The organism is Sphingobacterium sp. UGAL515B_05, from assembly GCF_033097525.1.
Lineage (GTDB): Bacteria > Bacteroidota > Bacteroidia > Sphingobacteriales > Sphingobacteriaceae > Sphingobacterium.
Window position 1 is genome coordinate 5,342,817 of the sequence record NZ_CP109907.1, and the last position, 17,592, is coordinate 5,360,408.

23 protein-coding genes and 1 tRNA gene are annotated in these 17,592 nt (G+C 40.0%); 18 read left to right on the forward strand and 6 right to left on the reverse strand.

Translation table 11 applies throughout. The features are described from left to right. Window positions 1–73: 73 nt before the first annotated feature. The 4 genes from OK025_RS22310 (at window position 74) to OK025_RS22325 (ending at window position 3,323) form a co-directional block, all read left to right on the forward strand. Window positions 74–955 (forward strand): AraC family transcriptional regulator, encoded by an 882-nt coding sequence (locus tag OK025_RS22310; protein WP_317666926.1) that lies wholly within the window; start codon window positions 74–76, stop codon window positions 953–955. A gap of 132 nt (window positions 956–1,087) precedes the next feature. Beyond that, window positions 1,088–1,579 (forward strand): low affinity iron permease family protein, encoded by a 492-nt coding sequence (locus OK025_RS22315; protein WP_317666927.1) that lies wholly within the window; start codon window positions 1,088–1,090, stop codon window positions 1,577–1,579. 559 nt (window positions 1,580–2,138) lie between these two features. After that, a complete protein-coding gene (locus tag OK025_RS22320) occupies window positions 2,139–2,747 on the forward strand; it encodes a DUF4142 domain-containing protein (protein WP_317666928.1) in 609 nt (202 codons plus the stop codon). Between the two features lie 75 nt (window positions 2,748–2,822). Next, window positions 2,823–3,323, forward strand: a complete 501-nt coding sequence (locus OK025_RS22325) for a hypothetical protein (RefSeq protein WP_317666929.1) — start codon at window positions 2,823–2,825, stop codon at window positions 3,321–3,323. 33 nt (window positions 3,324–3,356) lie between these two features. Here OK025_RS22325 and OK025_RS22330 read toward each other — a convergent pair whose 3' ends face one another. Both OK025_RS22330 and OK025_RS22335 read right to left on the reverse strand, forming a co-directional pair. Further along, the gene (locus OK025_RS22330) at window positions 3,357–3,587 is read right to left on the reverse strand and encodes a hypothetical protein (protein ID WP_317666930.1); all 231 of its coding nucleotides are present in this window, start codon (window positions 3,585–3,587) and stop codon (window positions 3,357–3,359) included. 131 nt (window positions 3,588–3,718) lie between these two features. Beyond that, window positions 3,719–4,249, reverse strand: coding sequence for a DUF421 domain-containing protein (locus OK025_RS22335; protein WP_317666931.1), 531 nt, complete (start codon window positions 4,247–4,249; stop codon window positions 3,719–3,721). 183 nt (window positions 4,250–4,432) lie between these two features. Between OK025_RS22335 and OK025_RS22340 the strand changes: the two genes are divergently transcribed. The 4 genes from OK025_RS22340 to OK025_RS22355 all read left to right on the forward strand — a co-directional run bounded on the left by OK025_RS22340 (window position 4,433) and on the right by OK025_RS22355 (window position 6,941). Continuing rightward, window positions 4,433–5,176, forward strand: a complete 744-nt coding sequence (locus tag OK025_RS22340) for a nucleotidyltransferase (RefSeq protein ID WP_317666932.1) — start codon at window positions 4,433–4,435, stop codon at window positions 5,174–5,176. A gap of 1 nt (window position 5,177) precedes the next feature. Continuing rightward, the gene (locus OK025_RS22345; RefSeq protein ID WP_317666933.1) at window positions 5,178–5,912 is read left to right on the forward strand and encodes a metallophosphoesterase; all 735 of its coding nucleotides are present in this window, start codon (window positions 5,178–5,180) and stop codon (window positions 5,910–5,912) included. Between the two features lie 135 nt (window positions 5,913–6,047). Further along, window positions 6,048–6,602 carry a type 1 glutamine amidotransferase domain-containing protein gene (locus tag OK025_RS22350; RefSeq protein WP_317666934.1) on the forward strand — a complete coding sequence of 185 codons (555 nt, stop codon included), beginning with the start codon at window positions 6,048–6,050 and terminating at the stop codon, window positions 6,600–6,602. Between the two features lie 87 nt (window positions 6,603–6,689). After that, window positions 6,690–6,941 (forward strand): Rho termination factor N-terminal domain-containing protein, encoded by a 252-nt coding sequence (locus OK025_RS22355; RefSeq protein WP_317666935.1) that lies wholly within the window; start codon window positions 6,690–6,692, stop codon window positions 6,939–6,941. A 63-nt stretch (window positions 6,942–7,004) separates the two neighbouring features. Here OK025_RS22355 and OK025_RS22360 read toward each other — a convergent pair whose 3' ends face one another. Continuing rightward, window positions 7,005–7,208 (reverse strand): hypothetical protein, encoded by a 204-nt coding sequence (locus OK025_RS22360; RefSeq protein WP_317666936.1) that lies wholly within the window; start codon window positions 7,206–7,208, stop codon window positions 7,005–7,007. 24 nt (window positions 7,209–7,232) lie between these two features. After that, window positions 7,233–7,889, reverse strand: coding sequence for a response regulator transcription factor (locus tag OK025_RS22365; RefSeq protein ID WP_317666937.1), 657 nt, complete (start codon window positions 7,887–7,889; stop codon window positions 7,233–7,235). Window positions 7,890–8,102: 213 nt separating this feature from the next. Here OK025_RS22365 and OK025_RS22370 point away from each other — a divergent pair, with 213 nt between their 5' ends. After that, window positions 8,103–8,318 carry a hypothetical protein gene (locus tag OK025_RS22370; RefSeq protein WP_317666938.1) on the forward strand — a complete coding sequence of 72 codons (216 nt, stop codon included), beginning with the start codon at window positions 8,103–8,105 and terminating at the stop codon, window positions 8,316–8,318. 134 nt (window positions 8,319–8,452) lie between these two features. Here the strand turns inward: OK025_RS22370 and OK025_RS22375 are convergent, their stop codons facing one another. Continuing rightward, a complete protein-coding gene (locus tag OK025_RS22375; RefSeq protein WP_075992545.1) occupies window positions 8,453–9,013 on the reverse strand; it encodes a DUF4230 domain-containing protein in 561 nt (186 codons plus the stop codon). A 202-nt stretch (window positions 9,014–9,215) separates the two neighbouring features. Here OK025_RS22375 and OK025_RS22380 point away from each other — a divergent pair. Then, window positions 9,216–9,289, forward strand: a tRNA-His gene (locus tag OK025_RS22380). 790 nt (window positions 9,290–10,079) lie between these two features. On the opposite strand, the gene OK025_RS22385 is transcribed toward OK025_RS22380, so the two are convergent. Beyond that, window positions 10,080–10,859 (reverse strand): class I SAM-dependent methyltransferase, encoded by a 780-nt coding sequence (locus OK025_RS22385; RefSeq protein WP_317666939.1) that lies wholly within the window; start codon window positions 10,857–10,859, stop codon window positions 10,080–10,082. Between the two features lie 174 nt (window positions 10,860–11,033). On the opposite strand from OK025_RS22385, the gene OK025_RS22390 reads away from it, so the two are divergent. From OK025_RS22390 to OK025_RS22425, 8 genes are all read left to right on the forward strand, one after another. After that, window positions 11,034–11,990, forward strand: a complete 957-nt coding sequence (locus OK025_RS22390) for a helix-turn-helix domain-containing GNAT family N-acetyltransferase (RefSeq protein ID WP_317666940.1) — start codon at window positions 11,034–11,036, stop codon at window positions 11,988–11,990. A gap of 152 nt (window positions 11,991–12,142) precedes the next feature. Beyond that, entirely contained in the window at window positions 12,143–12,676 is a 534-nt protein-coding gene (locus OK025_RS22395) for a sigma-70 family RNA polymerase sigma factor (RefSeq protein ID WP_317666941.1), read from the forward strand. After that, window positions 12,657–12,929: a hypothetical protein gene (locus OK025_RS22400; protein ID WP_317666942.1), complete on the forward strand. Its 273-nt coding sequence runs from the start codon at window positions 12,657–12,659 to the stop codon at window positions 12,927–12,929. Before OK025_RS22395 ends, OK025_RS22400 begins: the two co-directional genes overlap by 20 nt. 12 nt (window positions 12,930–12,941) lie before the next feature. Beyond that, window positions 12,942–13,631, forward strand: a complete 690-nt coding sequence (locus OK025_RS22405) for an ATP-dependent Clp protease proteolytic subunit (RefSeq protein ID WP_317666943.1) — start codon at window positions 12,942–12,944, stop codon at window positions 13,629–13,631. A 91-nt stretch (window positions 13,632–13,722) separates the two neighbouring features. Next, a complete protein-coding gene (locus OK025_RS22410; RefSeq protein WP_317666944.1) occupies window positions 13,723–14,133 on the forward strand; it encodes a VOC family protein in 411 nt (136 codons plus the stop codon). A gap of 83 nt (window positions 14,134–14,216) precedes the next feature. Then, a complete protein-coding gene (locus OK025_RS22415; protein WP_317666945.1) occupies window positions 14,217–15,317 on the forward strand; it encodes a DNA alkylation repair protein in 1,101 nt (366 codons plus the stop codon). Between the two features lie 118 nt (window positions 15,318–15,435). Next, a complete protein-coding gene (locus OK025_RS22420; RefSeq protein ID WP_317666946.1) occupies window positions 15,436–16,977 on the forward strand; it encodes a M20/M25/M40 family metallo-hydrolase in 1,542 nt (513 codons plus the stop codon). Between the two features lie 2 nt (window positions 16,978–16,979). Continuing rightward, window positions 16,980–17,552: a Crp/Fnr family transcriptional regulator gene (locus tag OK025_RS22425; RefSeq protein ID WP_317666947.1), complete on the forward strand. Its 573-nt coding sequence runs from the start codon at window positions 16,980–16,982 to the stop codon at window positions 17,550–17,552. Window positions 17,553–17,592 lie beyond the last annotated feature (40 nt).

Sequence of the window (17,592 nt, forward strand, 5' to 3'; positions counted from 1 at the left end):
TTTTACCTTTGTTTATCTCTTTTTAGGACAAAATAAGCTATATTACTCGCTCTTAATTAAAATAACCAAACGCATGAAACCTGTTTTTGCAAAAATTCTGGAGGGTGCAGCTATTACGACTTTTGCGACCAAAGATGTGCAGCGACCTTTTTTTTCTACCGAATTTCACTTTCATAGCGCCTGTCAGATGACCTATATTGTGGAAAGTGAGGGAAAACGGATCATTGGAGATAATGTGAGTAACTTTGTTTCTGATGAACTCACTTTTGTAGGACCCGATCTGCCACATGTTTGGCACAATAACAATATAAATTGCCCGGGCTCGGCCATCGCGGAGACAAAAACATCCCGCTCTTTAGCCTTGTACATAGAACCTAAATTAATGATTAAAGTTTTAGGGCATTTCTTTCAGACACATAAAATCGAAACATTCTTTTCGGCCTCAAAACGTGGTCTCCTATTCCGTGGCGCAACAAAGGAACTATTGAAGGTAAAGCTAAAAAAGATCGTACAGCTGGATTATGGCTTTGAGAAAACCATTTTGTTGTTGGAGATTATCGAGTTGATGATATCCACAGATGAATTTGAATACCTCTCCAGTGCCGGATACACCCACAACTATAGTCCTATTGACAATAGTAAAATTGACAGCATCTTTAAATTCGTATTTAACAACTATACTAGAGAAATTCAATTGGATCAAGTTGCGCAGCTATCTAATATGTCGAAACATTCCTTTTGCCGTTACTTCAAATCCCGTACGCAGAAAACCTTCGTCCAGTTTGTCAATGAGGTGCGCATTAGTGAATCCTGTAGATTGATTGTTGAAAATAAGCATCAAATCACGCACATTGCTTATGCCTGTGGTTTCAATAGCCTTTCAAACTTTAATAAAATTTTCAAGTCCATAAAAGGAGTCACACCTAGTCAATACAAAGCTCAAATACGGCAGTAGCAACAAAGCAAGTAGGCTGTTGTTAGCTATGGAGCAGAAAAACATTTGAAAAACTGATCTTTTAAGATAAAGCCAATAAATACAAACAAATTCGGTTTCAGTGGGGTCTCTATAGAAACTTAAAGTTTAGCAATGAAAAAGAGAAAAAACTTATTTGAACGGTTCTCAAACTGGGCGACACACGCAACCGGTAGTTCAGCGGCATTTATTATTGCAACCTCTACAGTTATCATTTGGGCAGTGAGTGGCCCCATATTTAACTACTCTGAAACCTGGCAATTGGTCATCAATACAGGTACGACCATTGTTACTTTTCTTATGGTATTTCTTATTCAAAAATCGCAGAATAAAGATTCAAAGGCAATCCACCTCAAGCTCAATGAATTGATTGCCTCTCACGAAGGCACTAGTAACCGAATGGTTAATTTGGAAGATCTCAGTGAAGAAGAACTAGATCAGCTTGCGAAATTTTATGCCCACGTCGCTAAACTGGCGCTTCAGGAAGGTGATCTTACCTGCACACACTCAATTGATGCCGCAAAGGAAAATCACGCTTTTAAAATGAAGGCTCAAAAAGAAAGACACAACTCCTCAGACGGTGATAGAGCAGACAAGACGGATTAGCATTTCAGATTACTGATGCAATAAAGATAAATTCCCGTCATTGGGATTACTGTAAATTGTACAGCTGTACTACCCATATTGTCTGAATATTTCATCGCTCATTTTTTGGAAAAGGCCCAACGAAATTGAGCCTTTTATATTTTCTTTACATAGATGCTTTTGTTAAAACAAGTTTTTCCGACACAAGGCCCCGAAATATGAATTAGAGATACCTGGCAAAAAATCACTGTTTCATAGCGGTTTGTTTTTAGTTTAGTTGAGAAATTGATTGTTGACTGCACACAATTGACCTAAATCTTTAATTATGGTGCAATCCGAATTTGTACGATCTATTTACGTAAACAACACCGCTTTCGATTTAAGTACGTAAAATATAACTGTTCCAAACCCTGGCTTCTCGACCACTGTTCACTATTAAAACACAAATATAAAAGAGCATATGTTTATTTCATCGGTATTGTCTTTATCCATTTTAACATCCGCTATCATCATTAGTTATGGACAAAAAGGAAATGATAACCGAAATAGCATACATCGTTAACAATTAAAAAATAGCATTATGAAAACCATTTTAAAAACTTTGGGAACGCTGCTTGTGATTTTCACCTGCATTTTAACTGTTCAGGCGCAAGACAGCAAACCCGCTCAGCCACAGCCTGGAGACTTGGACTTTGCCAGCAAAGCCACGGCCAGCAACAATTTCGAACTGCAGGCAGCAAGCATTGCTCTTGCAAAATCACAAAACCCCAATATAAAACAATATGCACAGATGATCACAGACGACCATACTGCTGCAGGAAATGAACTGTCGACCATTGTAAAGAATAAAAATTGGCAACTGAGCACGAGCGACGATCAAAATTATAAACCGATGATCGACCAACTCAATAATGCGGACACAGCAAGTTTTGACCGCATCTATACCGATCTGATGGTCAAGAGTCATCAGGATGCTATTTCACTTTTCAAAGATGCAAGTACAGGCACAGCAATTACAGATGCCGACCTTAAGAAATTCGCTACCGATAAAATCCCCGCATTTGAAAAACATCTTGATCAACTTAAAAATATGCAGCCTTCAGATCCTTCGATAAGTGATATGCACATTACACCAAATGCACCATCCCCAGCTGTTAAGAACAAAGCGCCCAAACCGACATTAAAATAAAAGTATTTATAACATTCATTCACTCCGGAGGACAAAGCCATTACGGCTCTGTCCTTCGTTAATTCTTATCATACCATGGAACAGACATTCGACTACATCCATGAACTTCTTAATAGACAAATGGCGCTACGTGCTAAAATTGAAGAAAGTCCTATTGCGGGCAAAATTAAAATGAGCTATGGGCAGGATTTTTATCAGGAAGAAGTTCGGTCTATGGGTTTGGCGATGATTCGCGATGGCTGGGACATGGAGGGCGAACAACTGATCCTCGATTTTACACATGAACACTATCCGACGCGAGCAAAGGACGAACTTACGTGGATCAACAAAATGATGCATTACCTGGAAGTTATTACCGATACCTTTATCGACAATCTACATGCCGAGGGCTACCGCTGGTTACAAGGGAATGTGGATATGCCCAATGAGCACGCGATATTCTATCCAGTTCATGACATAGATGCATTCGGAAAATTATCCCAAGAACTAGGGTTGAATACTCTTGTAGATCTGAAAATACCAAACCCATTGGAGCAGTTACCAGGTTGGATCTATTATCGTTCGGGAAGTAAATAATTTTGCACCATCGTTCGTAAAGATGCAACCAGGTCAATCCGTATTTTTACCGCGATCCAGATTGTCCAATGGCAAACCATCTTTTGCGCTCCCACCCTCATTTTTTGTCGTATCTTTTCCACGACTTCGGTGAATATCGTCCAACGGTAGGCCATTTTGGTTAACGGCTGTGTCTATCAAAGTTTCCTCGCTATTATTAGCCCTATTATCGCAAGATATCGCTGTTGCTGCAAATGCGACGACCAAATAAAAATATTTTATCATAATCTTATCTTTATTTATGTTTTTTACCCCTTCCCAGGTTAGCTATGTGAAGTGTCAATAGGCTTTGATTCAGGTGATCCCTTTCGACGTCACAATATGTTTTTACACAGGAAGAGTTATCTGTTAAATATTTATTTTCTTTCCTTGAGTGTAAAGCTTATTCGGCCATTCGGTTCCATCAAAGCCATATCAACTTCATCAAGGTGCTTACTGTTTGTTTCTAGCCGCAAGCTCGTCAGTAGATCTGTGCGACTTACACCCAGTCGGTCCATCTGATCCCATTGGATTTTACCGTTCTTGTATAAAACAGCCGGCTTACCTTTTACCATATTACCCAAATAGGGAAGCCGGGCCGATACCTGGGCCAGGATTTTATTGACAATAATCATTACAAAGCCAGCGAACACCGTTGACAGGAACGGCGAGGCGCCAACGATCCCTCTAGCCAACACTGCACCTAGCATAATAATGATTACGAAATCCACACCCGACTTTCGGCCGAGAATTCGAATTCCTCCTAGTCGAACCAGAAAAAGCGCTATAATAAACATAATAAACGCGCGCGATCCCATCTGTAACATCGTGAGATCCTCACCAGAGCCAAAAAAACTGTCCATATTTATGCTGTTTAGATCTTTGTGATATGTCCATCCATACTTCATCAGGCAATGAGCCCGCTATTTTATTTCAGACCATTTTATTTCAGAACATCGATAAGAGCCCTCCGAGTTCCAAAAATTTTTAAATAGAGTACTTTTACTATTAATCTGGTGGATAATACGTTTTCATTGACTATCAACAAACTACTGCATTTATTTGACTGTCTTTAATAAAAAGTAGACAATATGATTCATTTAGATAATCCACCTGAGGATTGCTTGGCTTTCTTTCAAGATACATTGAGACTGCTACAAGAGAACGGATGTCAATTTATGGTAGGTGGCGGTTTGGCTATGTTTCACTACACAGGGATCATACGGCCTACGAAAGACATGGATATTTTTTGCAAAAGCAGCGAATACCCAAAAATTCTCAAGCACTTTGCCGCCAGTGGTTATAAAACGGAACTGACGGATGTGAGATGGCTGGCCAAGATTTATAAGGCCCCCTACTTTATTGACATTATTTTTGATAGTGTTAATCACAATTGTACGGTAGAACAAGATTGGTTTGACAGGGGGCCTGAGGGAGTGTTGTTTGATACAACCGTACGTTATATACCTGCAGAAGAACTTGTTTGGTGTAAGCTGTATGTACAAAACAGAGAGCGGCACGACAGTGCCGATATAAACCATATTTGGCTAAAATATGGGAAGAAACTGGACTGGGATCTTTTATTATCCCGGATGGATCAACATTGGCACCTCTTGTTGGCCCAAATGCTCATCTTTCAGTTTACCTATCCGCATGACTATCGCGATATTCTTCCGAAGGAATTATTTGATCAGCTTATTAAGCGCGCAGCAGACCAATATGAACTGCCTCCATGCTTAGAGAAAGTTTGCCTTGGACCGCTCATCGACCAGACACAATATGAGATCGATATTAAAGAATGGGATTATAAATCATATACCATAAAAACTGTTTGAGATGAATAAAAAGACAACAATAGCCGCTTTGGGCGATATACATATGAATGCAAATCAGCATGGAAAATGGAAAACAAAATTTGAAGAGATTTCAGAAAAGGCAAAAGTCCTGCTATTGTGTGGTGATTTAACCGACACTGGGGATGAAGAAGAGGCTGAATTACTCGTTGCCGAACTTCAATCCATCAAAGTTCCGGTCCTCGCCGTATTAGGAAATCACGATTATGAAAAGGGACGGCAGAAACAGATTCGCCAAATTTTGACCGACAGTAAAATTACGGTTTTGGACGGCGAAGCAATCGTGATCGAAAATATTGGTTTTGCTGGGGTAAAAGGATTTGGTGGCGGGTTTGACCGTTATATGCTCTCGATGTTCGGCGAAGATGCTATGAAAAGTTTTGTGCAGGAAGCTGTAAACGAATCATTGCTACTGGACCGTGCCTTGGCAAGGTTAGAGCAAGAGCATGCAGCTATAAAAAAAGTCGCTTTACTCCATTATGCACCTATAGCGGAAACAGTAGTTGGCGAACCCGAACAGATTTATCCTTTCTTAGGCTCAACACATTTAATGGAGCCGTTACAGCGGCGTAAAGTTACTGCTGCCTTTCATGGGCATGCGCATGCGGGAAAATTCAAAGCCCTATCCCCGGCCGGAATACCGATTTACAATGTGGCAGTACCTGTACTGAGAGCCCATCATGGTGACGATACCAGCTTTGCACTTATCGATATCTAAATTAAAAATCTACTTTAGCTACTCATTAAGTGAATTGGCAAAAACCAGCTCGAAGGTAATTTATATCAAACCTTCGTAAGTTTAGATCCGTTCCCTTTAAGAACACAAAACATATAATACAAACAAACTTTAGATATGGAAAATTTAAAAAATAAGCGGATTGCCATATTGGTAGCAGATGGATTTGAAGAAATTGAATTGACCAGCCCCAGAGAAGCGCTGGAAAATGCAGGTGCCAAAACGGACATTATATCACCCGCTAAAGGAAAAGTTCGCGCAAAAAATGGTGATGAGTGGTCAAATGATTATCCTGTCGATGTTGCTCTTCAGGAGGCAGAAGAGGATAAGTACGATGGCTTGCTGCTGCCCGGTGGAGTCATAAGCCCCGATAAATTGAGAACCAATAAAACGGTTATTGCTTTAATCAATGCTTTTTGGGAACGCAATAAACCGATCGCGGCGATTTGTCACGGTCCACAATTACTTATTAATGCGGATTTGGTACGTGATAGAAAAATAACGTCAATCGAAGCCATTCAAATGGACCTCATTAATGCTGGCGCATTATGGGAAGACAGCGAAGTCGTCGTTGACGATAAACTTATTACGAGCCGCACGCCCGACGATTTACCCGCTTTTAATAAAGCCATGATCAAAGCATTTGCTATGGAAAAAAAGAACAAAGCGTAATAGTACCGTTCAATAACGTATTAAAACGAACAACCTTTTGTGCATATAACATGTTCAGCATATAAGTAACAAATAAAACAGAACATTATGAATACAACAAAAAGTTCAAGCCAGACGACTGCCAAAGGACAATCGAAGGGCAACAGCGCCAACAAAGAAAAAAAATCAGCTCCATCAATTGCTAAAAACGCTTCTGCGGCTAAAGGTTCACAAAATGGAAGCTCAGAAAAAACCAAAGCTGAGCTCTTGGAAATGGCAAAGAAAATGGATATCACGGGACGTCATGATATGACAAAAGATGAACTTATTAAAGCCATCGAAAAACAGGGCAAAAAATAGAACCGATTTTTTACAGAAGGGTTCGGCCAACATAAAAAGACCCGCAGCAAATGCGGGTCTTTTTTATTTCTTCTTTTCCTTGGGCCTATCAGCAGGGTCATTGGGCATGTCATTGAGCTGATCCACCTGCGGGTCTACACCAGCCTCGGCATCTCCTTGATCCTTATCGTTTACATCCCAAAGTGCCTCCCCGTCCACTCCTAGCTTAACCTTTTTCTTTTTTTCCATTTCGGTCCCGACAACGCGGTTTTCATTCTTTGTAGCCATATTTCTCTATTTTTTGTTTTTTAATTAATGTAAAAGCATATGATGAAAACCAAATCGGACAAGGCCCGCGGTGTTTTTTGTATTGGTTTTCTCAATAAGTTTTTGTCGATGTCCTTCTACGGTACGTTTGCTCAAAAAAATACGCTCAGCAATTTCACCGTTGGTGTATCCCTCAGCGATCAGTCTCAATACGTGCAATTCCCGTTCTGAAATATCATATTTTAACAAAATCCGACTAAGGTCAGGAACCCTATCCGCATAGTTTTTATACGCATGAAGACAGGAAACACCTAAGGAACCACTGATATATTTCTCTCCTTTAAAAACTTGCCGAATACCAAAAAGTACCTCTTCACAACTACTATCTTTCACTAAATAGCCATCTGCACCGGCATGCAATGCATCTGCGGCGATATGTTTGTCATTTTCCATCGTCAACGCAAGGATTTTTATATCTGGGTAGTTTTGTTTGGCAAATTTAATGAGGGGTATCCCTCCCATTTTGCCCATATTGATATCAGTAAGGATCATATCCGGTCGATGATTGATTTTTAAAACATCCAAGGCTGCCTCAGCACTTTCAACATCAGCCAAAACAGCGATATCATCTTGCGTTTCCAAAATCAGCCGAAAACCACTCCTTACCAGATGATGGTCGTCGACAAGCAGTATCTGAATCATATCTATCTGTTTAATGAACTTATTTACTCATAGGAACAGCACTCAATTGTAAAAAGTTTTTTACAACATAATTCATCTAAAAAATAAGAATATAAGGTTGGATTCCTTTTTATATCATAATAGCTAATTTGAAAATCCAAAACCATTTTTATTTGACCTTTGTTCTTCGGCTGAGCGTATGCAGCAATATGCTATCATTAAACAATAAATAATATGAAAAACCCAACAAACTTAATTGCCGTCGGTCTAATTTGCTTAGCAGCCTATGGATGTAATGGCGTTAAAACTGATGATCAAAAGTCAAAGGAACTGATGCGGGACTCCGTTCCCAACGATACCACGACTATACAATATCGCGATACCACATCTGCAGAATCCCGTGGAGAAATCCCGCCAACACCACAGCCCGATACATCGACAAAAAAGTAAAACGAATATAACTTGGCTATTGTTCTTAACGTGATAATAGTTTGATTATGAGATCCTCGTCCTGAGGTGTCTGGACATTAGATTTATTGTAGAGAGCTAGACAATGTTAACATTGCCTAGCTTTTTTGTTGGATTTATTCGAAAGTCAGATTGATTTTTGAAAACCCCAATCCCTGTAAGAGCGGTTTAAACACGGTTGTTGCGTTGGCCTTGGTTTGCTGCAGAATATCTGACTTCTTAACATCATCAGCAACAGCTTTTTCCGCCGCTTTGTAAGCTTCATCCACAAGCTCTGCTTCGCGCAAGAACGCCATTTTGGTATCATAGACTTTGGATGCTTCATGATCGATCTTAATGTAGCAGATTTCTGGAGCCGGCAATTTGATGGAAACCGAATCTCCTACAACCTTGATATCTTCCGGATTAAGTTTTGTAAGGTTCACACAGCCTACAGCATCTGCTTTGACGATTAACAATACGCTTGCATCCGGCAAAAACGTATTCACGTTTTTATGCTCCACAACATCGCTATAGCGGTATTTGACCAATTCCAGTTTTCCCATTGCTTCAATGCGATCCACCAACAACTGATGTTTGCTTTCCACTGCCGGTCCGCTGTTATATTTTTTATACACGAACCAAGCGCCCACTGCCAAAATGGCTACGATAATTAAAAATTTTAAAAATTTTCCCATAAACTATAGTATACAAATTAAAGACCAAGCTGCTTCTTTAGGCATTTAACCTGAAAATATTACCTAGATATTATTCTCCAGGGTCGCTAAACGGGCATGCTTGAAAATTATACCTTTTGATAGACAATTGTTTAGTCAAAAAGTTTAAAAAACATTTGGAACATATAAGCTATAATACTACTTTTGTGACATCAAAATCACGGTAGGTATAGCTCAGTTGGTTAGAGCACTAGATTGTGGTTCTAGGGGTCGTCGGTTCGAGCCCGATTACTTACCCAAAAGGCAGATTAAATGATCTGCCTTTTTTGTTTTCTTGTAAGTCCTTGTTAATCTAATCTTTTAGATTAACAACTAAACTGGTCCGTACGATTCTAAGTTTTCGCCGGTAAATTTTTCTGGAGAAATGAAGGGCGACATATTGCAACTACAATTTGCCCTATCGTAATAAAACAAAGCTAATCATTAGTCCGTTGGTTCGTTATCCTAATCACTCCATTTGTTTACAAATTTATTGATCAACAAGGCAAGTATTTTTTCATTTGTCCAATATACAAACATGAAGTCCACTATAATTTTGACGCTCATATATCAACAGCATGCACATACTTAAATCTTTTCTAAAAGGAAAGCTGAACTAAACTCTGAGGATCTGCGTCGGAAAATCGAAATAGAACATTGTATTGCGGCGGGACCATCCAACATTAACACAATAGAATCTATGCGTATTAAAAAGGATAAGCTACCAAACAATTAAATATTGCAGTTAAATATTGCAGTGCTCAAGGAACAAATGAACATATATTATAGCGTAAAGAAACTTACCCACTCCGGTGGAACTTGACGGATTCTTGGAAACCGGAGCGAGGTAAGTATATTTTTAGTAGATGTAATTTGTGTTACATTACAAATTTAATCTATTGAAGCTTACAAAATGTTACCATAATCATTCCTTCAGTATACAAATTCAACTATTTTATAATTTTTTAGGAAAGAAATACGTTTTAAGCGTCTTTTTCAGCTAACAACACAATACACATGAACGAAAAGATGCTATCTCCACAGACTATTAACGCCACATAAACCCGCCAATACGGAAAAAACGGAGCAACTTGTTGATCATGGTCAAAGCAGGTTTCTTAATCTTCCATTTTAATCCATCGAATCCTGTGGGAGCCGCATTGAAATCTTTCACTGTCGCCGCCCCTGTTTTCATATGTATTGGCGCTTCATCCCTTCGATGCTTCTCCACGACCAAGATGCTATCATAGTAGTGTAGGGAACTTACCGAACGCGTAAATCCATTGACCTTCAATCCACGTTGCTCGGAATGGTAAGCATTGATGTAATCAATAAAATTTTTACTGTATTCAATAAAAGTACCGTTCCTTTTATGGCCACCGCCGTAAAATACCTGATAAGAGGTATGCAAATCTTCACAAAGATATACACCATTATCTTTCACATGATCAAAAAGCTCCTCAAATGTCACAATTTGTTGTTTCATCGTATGACCACCATCATCAATCAATATATCGATCGGCGGAATGGATTCCTTTACCTTGCGCAGGAACTTCCGGTCCGACTGTGAACCAATAAATATCTCTACATTTTCTTCTTCGAGTTCCTTACAGTGCGGATTGATGTCAATACCGTAAATTTTCGCACGATCACCAAAATAGTTCTTCCACATCTGAAGACTGCCGCCCTGAAAAACCCCAACTTCCAACACCACGATTTCTTTGCCTTTGAAACGACTAAAGTGTCTATCGTATACATCGAAATAATGCATCCATTTATTAATTAGCTTCGCATCATTATTTCGGAAATAAGTTTCTAACTCGTTCATATCCTTTGGTCTAATTTAAGGGGTTCTGGTTTTTTATGGTTTGAATTTATTGAAATATAACGAAAAAAGCAACCATATATTTTTGTTTTAACAGAATTTTAAAATTTAAATTTTACAACATTTAAATTATTTTTCTACATTTACATAACTGGTTATATAATTACTTATAATACGATGGAACTATTTGAAAAAACAGGAAAAATAGCATTAGGCAGCAGATTGCGCTACATGGCTTCAAATATCACAGAAGAGGCCGCCCGATTACATGAGCTTTATCAGATTGATTTTGCGCCCAAGTGGTTTCCCGTTTTCTTTATCTTGTCTGAGGGTGATTCAAAAACAATTACCGATATAGCAACAGAGATTGGCCATTCCCAGCCATCAGTCACTAAAATCGTCAAAGAAATGATCAACGCAGGTCTTGTAGAGGATAACCTTCGCTCTGTAGATAAACGGCGAAATATGGTTGGATTGACCGATAAAGGAAAAATGCTTTGGGAAAGAATGAAAATTCAATGCATCGATATCGATCGCGCCATAGATGGGATTATCCAGGAAGCCACGCACAATCTATGGGAAGCTTTAGCTGAATGGGAATTTCTCCTTGAACAAAAATCCTTGCTGAAACGCGTTCAGGAACAAAAGAAAATACGTGAAAGTAAGGATGTCAACATTGTTCCATACAATTCAACATACCGCCGGGCATTTAAGTCTTTGAATGAGGAATGGATTTCCACCTATTTTGAAATGGAAGAAACTGACCATAAAGCACTTGACAACCCCGAGGAGTATATTTTGGCAAAAGGGGGCAAAATTATGGTTGCTCTTTATAATGATGAACCTGTAGGTGTATGCTCACTTATTAAAATGAATCATCCCGATTTTGACTATGAATTGGCAAAAATGGCGGTATCCCCAACAGTGCAAGGCAAAAGTATAGGCTACCTTTTGGGAAGAGCAATTATTGAAGAAGCAAAAACCTTAGGGGCTTCAAAACTGTTTCTCGAGAGCAACACCATTTTAAAACCTGCAATCAATCTCTATTACAAGTTGGGGTTCCAAAAGATTAGCGGATATCCAAGTCCTTATCAACGATGTAATATCCAGATGGAACTGAATTTAAAAAAATAGCCCTGAGCAGCGGAAACATAAACTGGAATAAGCGAACTCGAATAAGCGAATGAATGCTTCCCTTTTTTGGGAAGCATTTTTGTTTAACTAATTTTTCAAATAAAAGGTGATACTTTTCGCTAAATTGGTACATGTCTATAAATGATATTGCTATGCAACAATTGATCAATTCAAATCGAACAATAGACCGACAGGTGCTCTTTATGAACTTGTATAAAACTACATTTCCCATCGTGGCTAAGTATATCAGTCGCACGGGTGGTAATTTGGATGAAGCCAAAGATGTATTTCAGGACGCTTTGCTGGTGTATTATGAAAAGATTCTTTTAACAGCAGCACCACTAAACAACGATATTGGCTATTTGGTTGGAACAGCCAAAAATCTATGGTTAAAACGGTATGGTCAATCCAGTCCAAATCTTCCCCTAGATCAAGTGGATATTGCTTTGACAACCGAAGAGTCTCCTTCTAGCACAAGGCTTTTTCGTTTTTTGGAGACTGCTGGGCGTAAATGTTTAGAACTCTTGAAAAGCTTTTATTATGATCAAATGTCACTGCAGGAAATTGCAGATGAATATGGCTATTCGGGAGCAAGGAGCGCCACTGTTCAAAAATTTAAATGCCTGGAGAAAGTTAGAGAATCCGTTAAACAAAAATCCCTGGTTTATGATGACTTCATGGAATGAAACCCAGCAGATAGAAGCGTATATCTTTGGAATAGCTGAGCCGGAAGATGCACTGCTTTTTGAAGCGAAATTGGCGTTGGACGAAGAGTTGGCAGACAAGGTTATTGCCCAACAAAAAGCTTATGCAGCTATTCGGCAATTCGGACGTAAACAAGTGAAAATGGAAATTGAAGCCATAACGCAGGAACTATTTACACATCCCGAACATGTCTCTTTTAGAAAAAAAATAATAAAGTTATTTAGCAAATTCTAAATTCCTAACATCATGACGATTGACAAAAATGAGTTCCGCAAATTTGCGGTAGGGCATTGTTATGTCCAAAAAGATCTGGTAGATCATTATATTTCAGGTATCGAGCAGTCACGCATTCCGCTGGCCATGACGCCGTATATCACCGAAGAACGCGAATTGCGCGTATCGCAGATGGACGTATTTTCCAGATTGATGATTGACCGTATTATCTTTATGGGCGCTGCTGTAGAATCCAACATCGCCAATATCGTACAAGCCCAGCTGTTATTCCTTCAATCTGTTGACCCAAAAAAAGATATACAACTGTATATCAACTCTCCCGGAGGCGAAGTTTACGCGGGATTAGGTATTTATGATACGATGCAATTGATCAGCCCGGATGTTGCAACGATCTGTACCGGCATGGCACTCTCCTTTGGTGCGATATTACTCTGCGGCGGTGCTGCCGGCAAACGTAGCGCGCTGGAACACGCAAGGGTGATGCTTCATCAGCCGCTTGGCGGTGTACAGGGACAGGCTTCGGACATCGAAATTACGGCCAATCAAGTACTGAAAATCAAGAAAGAGCTGAACGATATTATTGCCAAACACAGTGGACAGAGTTATCAACGTGTACATGATGTCAGCGACCGGGATCACTGGATGGTTGCTGCAGAAGCCAAAGAATTTGGAATTATTGACGACGTATTAATCTCGCGATGATAAGCAAATTTATGGACAATTTCGAACGGGCTATTGACAAACTATTGTCAATAGCCCGTTTAACTTTGTTATCAATAAAATTTATATCAGCATGAAACTAACATCCATTCGACTGATTGCAAACGACATTCAGCAGTCCGTCAGATTCTATGAAGAAATCCTTGGGCTCACCGCACAATGGTTTACACCAGATTTTGCCGAGCTTTCCACCAGTTCGATTACCCTAGCTATAGGAAGTACTCGCACGATGCAAATGTTTAGTGACAGCCTCACTACTTTTGGCAACATGGCCCCCATTATTATTGAATTTTTAGTTGAAAATGTAGATCATGAATATATTCGGATCAAAAATAGTGCTTCAAAAATCATTCAGGAACCGACAACAATGCCTTGGGGTAATCGCTCATTGCTTTTTTGTGATCCCGATGGTAACATGCTTAACTTTTTCACTCCGCTGAGCCCTGAGGCGATCAAAAAATTTGGCGTAGAAGCCACGAACTAATCCGCTCACATGACAAGATACTAAAGTCTAAAAAATAGTATCTTGTCTTCATTAATCGAAATTTAACAGCTATTGTTCAGCTCATGGCCCTTATTAAAGATATATATACACGGGAATTTTATCAGTTTATTGCCGATCAGTTCCACCGCGTTGACAACAATTTTAACAGAGAACAGTTTATCAAACGCATTTTTTCAGACAGTTTTCATGAAATGGAATGGAAACAGCGTACAAAACACAGCACAGCGGCCTTGCACGAATTTATGCCGGCATCTTTTCCCGAAGCAGCAGCCTTACTAACACAAGTGGTGGAACAGTTCCTAGAAACGAAGCATCCGGGAGGCCTTGAATATGTTATTTTTCCGGACTATATAGAAACTTACGGTATCGGAGATTTTGAAACAGCTGTACAGTCATTTGAAATCGTCACGAGATTTATAACCTGCGAATTTGCCGTTCGTCCATTTATTATCAACTATGGATCTCGTATGATCGCGGAAATGGAAAGATGGTCTAAAAGCCCACATTCTCAGGTTCGACGCCTTGCAAGTGAAGGATCGAGGCCCCGACTCCCCTGGGCGATGGCAATTCCATCGTTAAAAAACGACCCTTCCCCTATCCTGCCCATCCTCCAAAACCTCCATAATGACCCATCCGAGAGCGTCAGAAGAAGTGTAGCCAACAATCTCAACGATATTGCCAAAGATCATCCCCATCTCGTTCTGACTATTGCCCAGCAATGGAATGGCATCAGTAAAAATACAGATGCCATCATCAAACATGGCTGCCGCACCTTACTCAAACAAGGGCATCCAGCGATTCTAAACTTTTATGGACTGGATAGTAGTGATTTTCATATTAGGAATCTCAGCATCCATACACCGGCGGTTAAAATAGGTGAACACCTTATTTTTTCCTTTGAAATTGAGAATGGAAGCAGCAGCGCCAGGTCATTACGTTTGGAGTATGGATTATATTATCAAAAGTCAAATGGTCAGCTATCTCGAAAGGTTTTTAAAATTAGCGAACGAACTTATCAGGGGGCCGAAATAAACCGTATCGAGCGAAAGCAATCTTTTAAATTGATTACTACCCGAAAATTCTATGCAGGGAAACATAAAATTTCAATTATCGTTAATGGGCAAGAAACGGTTCAACAGGAATTTGAGCTATTGCACAATTAACGGAAAATAAGAAACAAACGAAGGGCTTTCGTGTTCTACTAGAAACAACAGGATATGCGCTGGATAAGTTATTTCCAGCGTATATATGGTAAGTTCTTATACTGATATGAAGTCTGTTATGAAGAAAATTCTCTTAATCTTTTTTGTCTTACTTATCCTATTTATCATTGCGCTTCTAATTAGAACGCTGACTTACCCGTTTACCCGTGTCAAAAAATCTGCTGCAGCGCCTGTGCAACCAGCGGTCAATGATAGCATTGTTGCCCGATTTGCCGGCGGCATCAAAATAGCCACAATCTCTATCGGCGACTCGACATTATTTAATCATGTTCCTTTTGAAGAACTTAATACTTACATCAGGCACAATTTTCCACTGATCTATCGCTCCCTGGAAACCTATACCGTCAATGGCCATGCGTTAGTCATTCGACTCAAGGGAAGCGACAATAGCTTACTTCCGCTACTCTTTCTTTCGCATATGGATGTGGTACCTCCAGGTTCTGCTGCTATAAAAAACAACGATTCAACGCTATTTCAGCCTAGAGAGCAGGCTGTACCGCCCGTTAGTGAAATAGCTGAAGAATGGGACTATGCTCCTTTTTCGGGGGCAGTAGCCAAGGGCCGCATTTATGGCCGCGGAGCCTTAGACATGAAAGGCATGCTCTTCTCCTTACTTGAAGCTACGGAACAGTTGGTTCGAGAACAGGTACAGCCGAAGCGGGATATCTACCTCGCTTTTGGTTTTGATGAAGAAGTTGGTGGCGTACGGGGCGCGGCCAAAATCGCAGACTACTTCAAAGAAAAGGGCCTTAAATTCGAAGCCGTTTATGACGAGGGTGGACTCATTCTGGAGAAGGGCTCGGTCAAGGGAATCAGCTCCGATGTAGCTTTGATCGGTTGCGCGGAGAAGGGATTTTTATCCCTGAAAATTAAGGTTAAAGGTCTTGGTGGGCACTCTTCGATGCCGCCAACAACGAGTGCAATTGGTAAAGCAGCAGTCATCATGCAACGCTTAGAAAATCACCAGATGAAAGCACAGATCAGCCCTATTATCCAAAACTTTTTTCAACAGGTCGGTGGTAGTATGTCTTTTACCTCCCGTTTTGCGATCGCTAATCGCTGGATTATGGAGCCTTTACTTCTGGCTCAACTAACGAAAAACCATTCGACTAATGCCCTCGTGCGAACAACTACGGCACTGACGATGATGAAAGGCAGCGACGCCCCCAATGTACTTTCACCTGAAGTTGAATTTGTTGTCAATTTTAGGCTACTGCCTGAAAACAGCCTACAGGAAGTTCGGCATCATGTCGAGCAGGCTACAAGCGGGTTTGATGTTGAAATCGAACAGGTCGACAATGCCCGAGAAGCATCCAAAGTCTCACCAACAGACGTTAAAGCCTATAAGATGATGGAAGCTTCAATCCGCAGGATGTACCCTGATCTTATTGTTACGCCTTACCTGACCGTTGGCGGAACCGACGCTATCAAATACCAAAATCTCAGTGATCATATTTATCGCTTTATGCCCATTAAAATTAATCACGCTGAACAGCAGAGTATGCATAGTACCAATGAATACATTAGCATTGAAAACTACCTGAAGATGATAGACTATTTTTACTACATTATGCGCCACTACGACGATGAAACCGTTTAACCATGGACAATCTCCGAAATTACATTCACGCACTGGTTGATTTTTCGACGGATAGCTGGCACTTACTACAGCCAACATTGACATTGCGCAACTTCAAAAAAAATGATTTGCTGCTAGAACAGGGGAAAGTTTGCAATTCGCTCTTTTTTATCGATAAAGGCTATTGTAGAAGTTATTATGTTATAGACGGAACCGTCAAAAACATCGGATTCTTCTTTGAAAACGATATTGCCACCAACATTCAAAGTTTTGGCAGCGGCAAGAAATCAGAATTTAACATTGTTGCTTGTGAGAACTTAACGGCTATTATTTTCGATAAGACAAAACTCTTTGAACTCGCAATGAAAGTCACGGAAATAGAGCGGTTGGGACGGCATTGCATCAGGCAGTTTGCCTCGCGACAGGAAGAGTTTGCTAATCTATTTATATGCTATTCGGCTGCTGAACGGTTGTCTTATCTAGAAAGAAAATACCCTGAAATCCTACAACGTGTGCCCCTTTCTCAATTGGCTTCCTTTTTGGGGGTAGCTCGAGAAACCCTAAGCAGAATTCGTCGAAGAAGGCTAAACTCTTGACATTATGTGACGATTGTCACAGGTTAGAATAATTTCATTT

Bases quoted from the DNA above. Each gene is read 5' to 3' on its own strand.
- OK025_RS22310 (WP_317666926.1), top strand. From the start codon at position 74: ATGAAACCTGTTTTTGCAAAAATTCTGGAGGGTGCAGCTATTACGACT.
- OK025_RS22315 (WP_317666927.1), top strand. From the start codon at position 1,088: ATGAAAAAGAGAAAAAACTTATTTGAACGGTTCTCAAACTGGGCGACA.
- OK025_RS22320 (WP_317666928.1), top strand. From the start codon at position 2,139: ATGAAAACCATTTTAAAAACTTTGGGAACGCTGCTTGTGATTTTCACC.
- OK025_RS22325 (WP_317666929.1), top strand. From the start codon at position 2,823: ATGGAACAGACATTCGACTACATCCATGAACTTCTTAATAGACAAATG.
- OK025_RS22330 (WP_317666930.1), bottom strand. From the start codon at position 3,587: ATGATAAAATATTTTTATTTGGTCGTCGCATTTGCAGCAACAGCGATA.
- OK025_RS22335 (WP_317666931.1), bottom strand. From the start codon at position 4,249: ATGAAGTATGGATGGACATATCACAAAGATCTAAACAGCATAAATATG.
- OK025_RS22340 (WP_317666932.1), top strand. From the start codon at position 4,433: ATGATTCATTTAGATAATCCACCTGAGGATTGCTTGGCTTTCTTTCAA.
- OK025_RS22345 (WP_317666933.1), top strand. From the start codon at position 5,178: ATGAATAAAAAGACAACAATAGCCGCTTTGGGCGATATACATATGAAT.
- OK025_RS22350 (WP_317666934.1), top strand. From the start codon at position 6,048: ATGGAAAATTTAAAAAATAAGCGGATTGCCATATTGGTAGCAGATGGA.
- OK025_RS22355 (WP_317666935.1), top strand. From the start codon at position 6,690: ATGAATACAACAAAAAGTTCAAGCCAGACGACTGCCAAAGGACAATCG.
- OK025_RS22360 (WP_317666936.1), bottom strand. From the start codon at position 7,208: ATGGCTACAAAGAATGAAAACCGCGTTGTCGGGACCGAAATGGAAAAA.
- OK025_RS22365 (WP_317666937.1), bottom strand. From the start codon at position 7,889: ATGATTCAGATACTGCTTGTCGACGACCATCATCTGGTAAGGAGTGGT.
- OK025_RS22370 (WP_317666938.1), top strand. From the start codon at position 8,103: ATGAAAAACCCAACAAACTTAATTGCCGTCGGTCTAATTTGCTTAGCA.
- OK025_RS22375 (WP_075992545.1), bottom strand. From the start codon at position 9,013: ATGGGAAAATTTTTAAAATTTTTAATTATCGTAGCCATTTTGGCAGTG.
- OK025_RS22385 (WP_317666939.1), bottom strand. From the start codon at position 10,859: ATGAACGAGTTAGAAACTTATTTCCGAAATAATGATGCGAAGCTAATT.
- OK025_RS22390 (WP_317666940.1), top strand. From the start codon at position 11,034: ATGGAACTATTTGAAAAAACAGGAAAAATAGCATTAGGCAGCAGATTG.
- OK025_RS22395 (WP_317666941.1), top strand. From the start codon at position 12,143: ATGCAACAATTGATCAATTCAAATCGAACAATAGACCGACAGGTGCTC.
- OK025_RS22400 (WP_317666942.1), top strand. From the start codon at position 12,657: ATGATGACTTCATGGAATGAAACCCAGCAGATAGAAGCGTATATCTTT.
- OK025_RS22405 (WP_317666943.1), top strand. From the start codon at position 12,942: ATGACGATTGACAAAAATGAGTTCCGCAAATTTGCGGTAGGGCATTGT.
- OK025_RS22410 (WP_317666944.1), top strand. From the start codon at position 13,723: ATGAAACTAACATCCATTCGACTGATTGCAAACGACATTCAGCAGTCC.
- OK025_RS22415 (WP_317666945.1), top strand. From the start codon at position 14,217: ATGGCCCTTATTAAAGATATATATACACGGGAATTTTATCAGTTTATT.
- OK025_RS22420 (WP_317666946.1), top strand. From the start codon at position 15,436: ATGAAGAAAATTCTCTTAATCTTTTTTGTCTTACTTATCCTATTTATC.
- OK025_RS22425 (WP_317666947.1), top strand. From the start codon at position 16,980: ATGGACAATCTCCGAAATTACATTCACGCACTGGTTGATTTTTCGACG.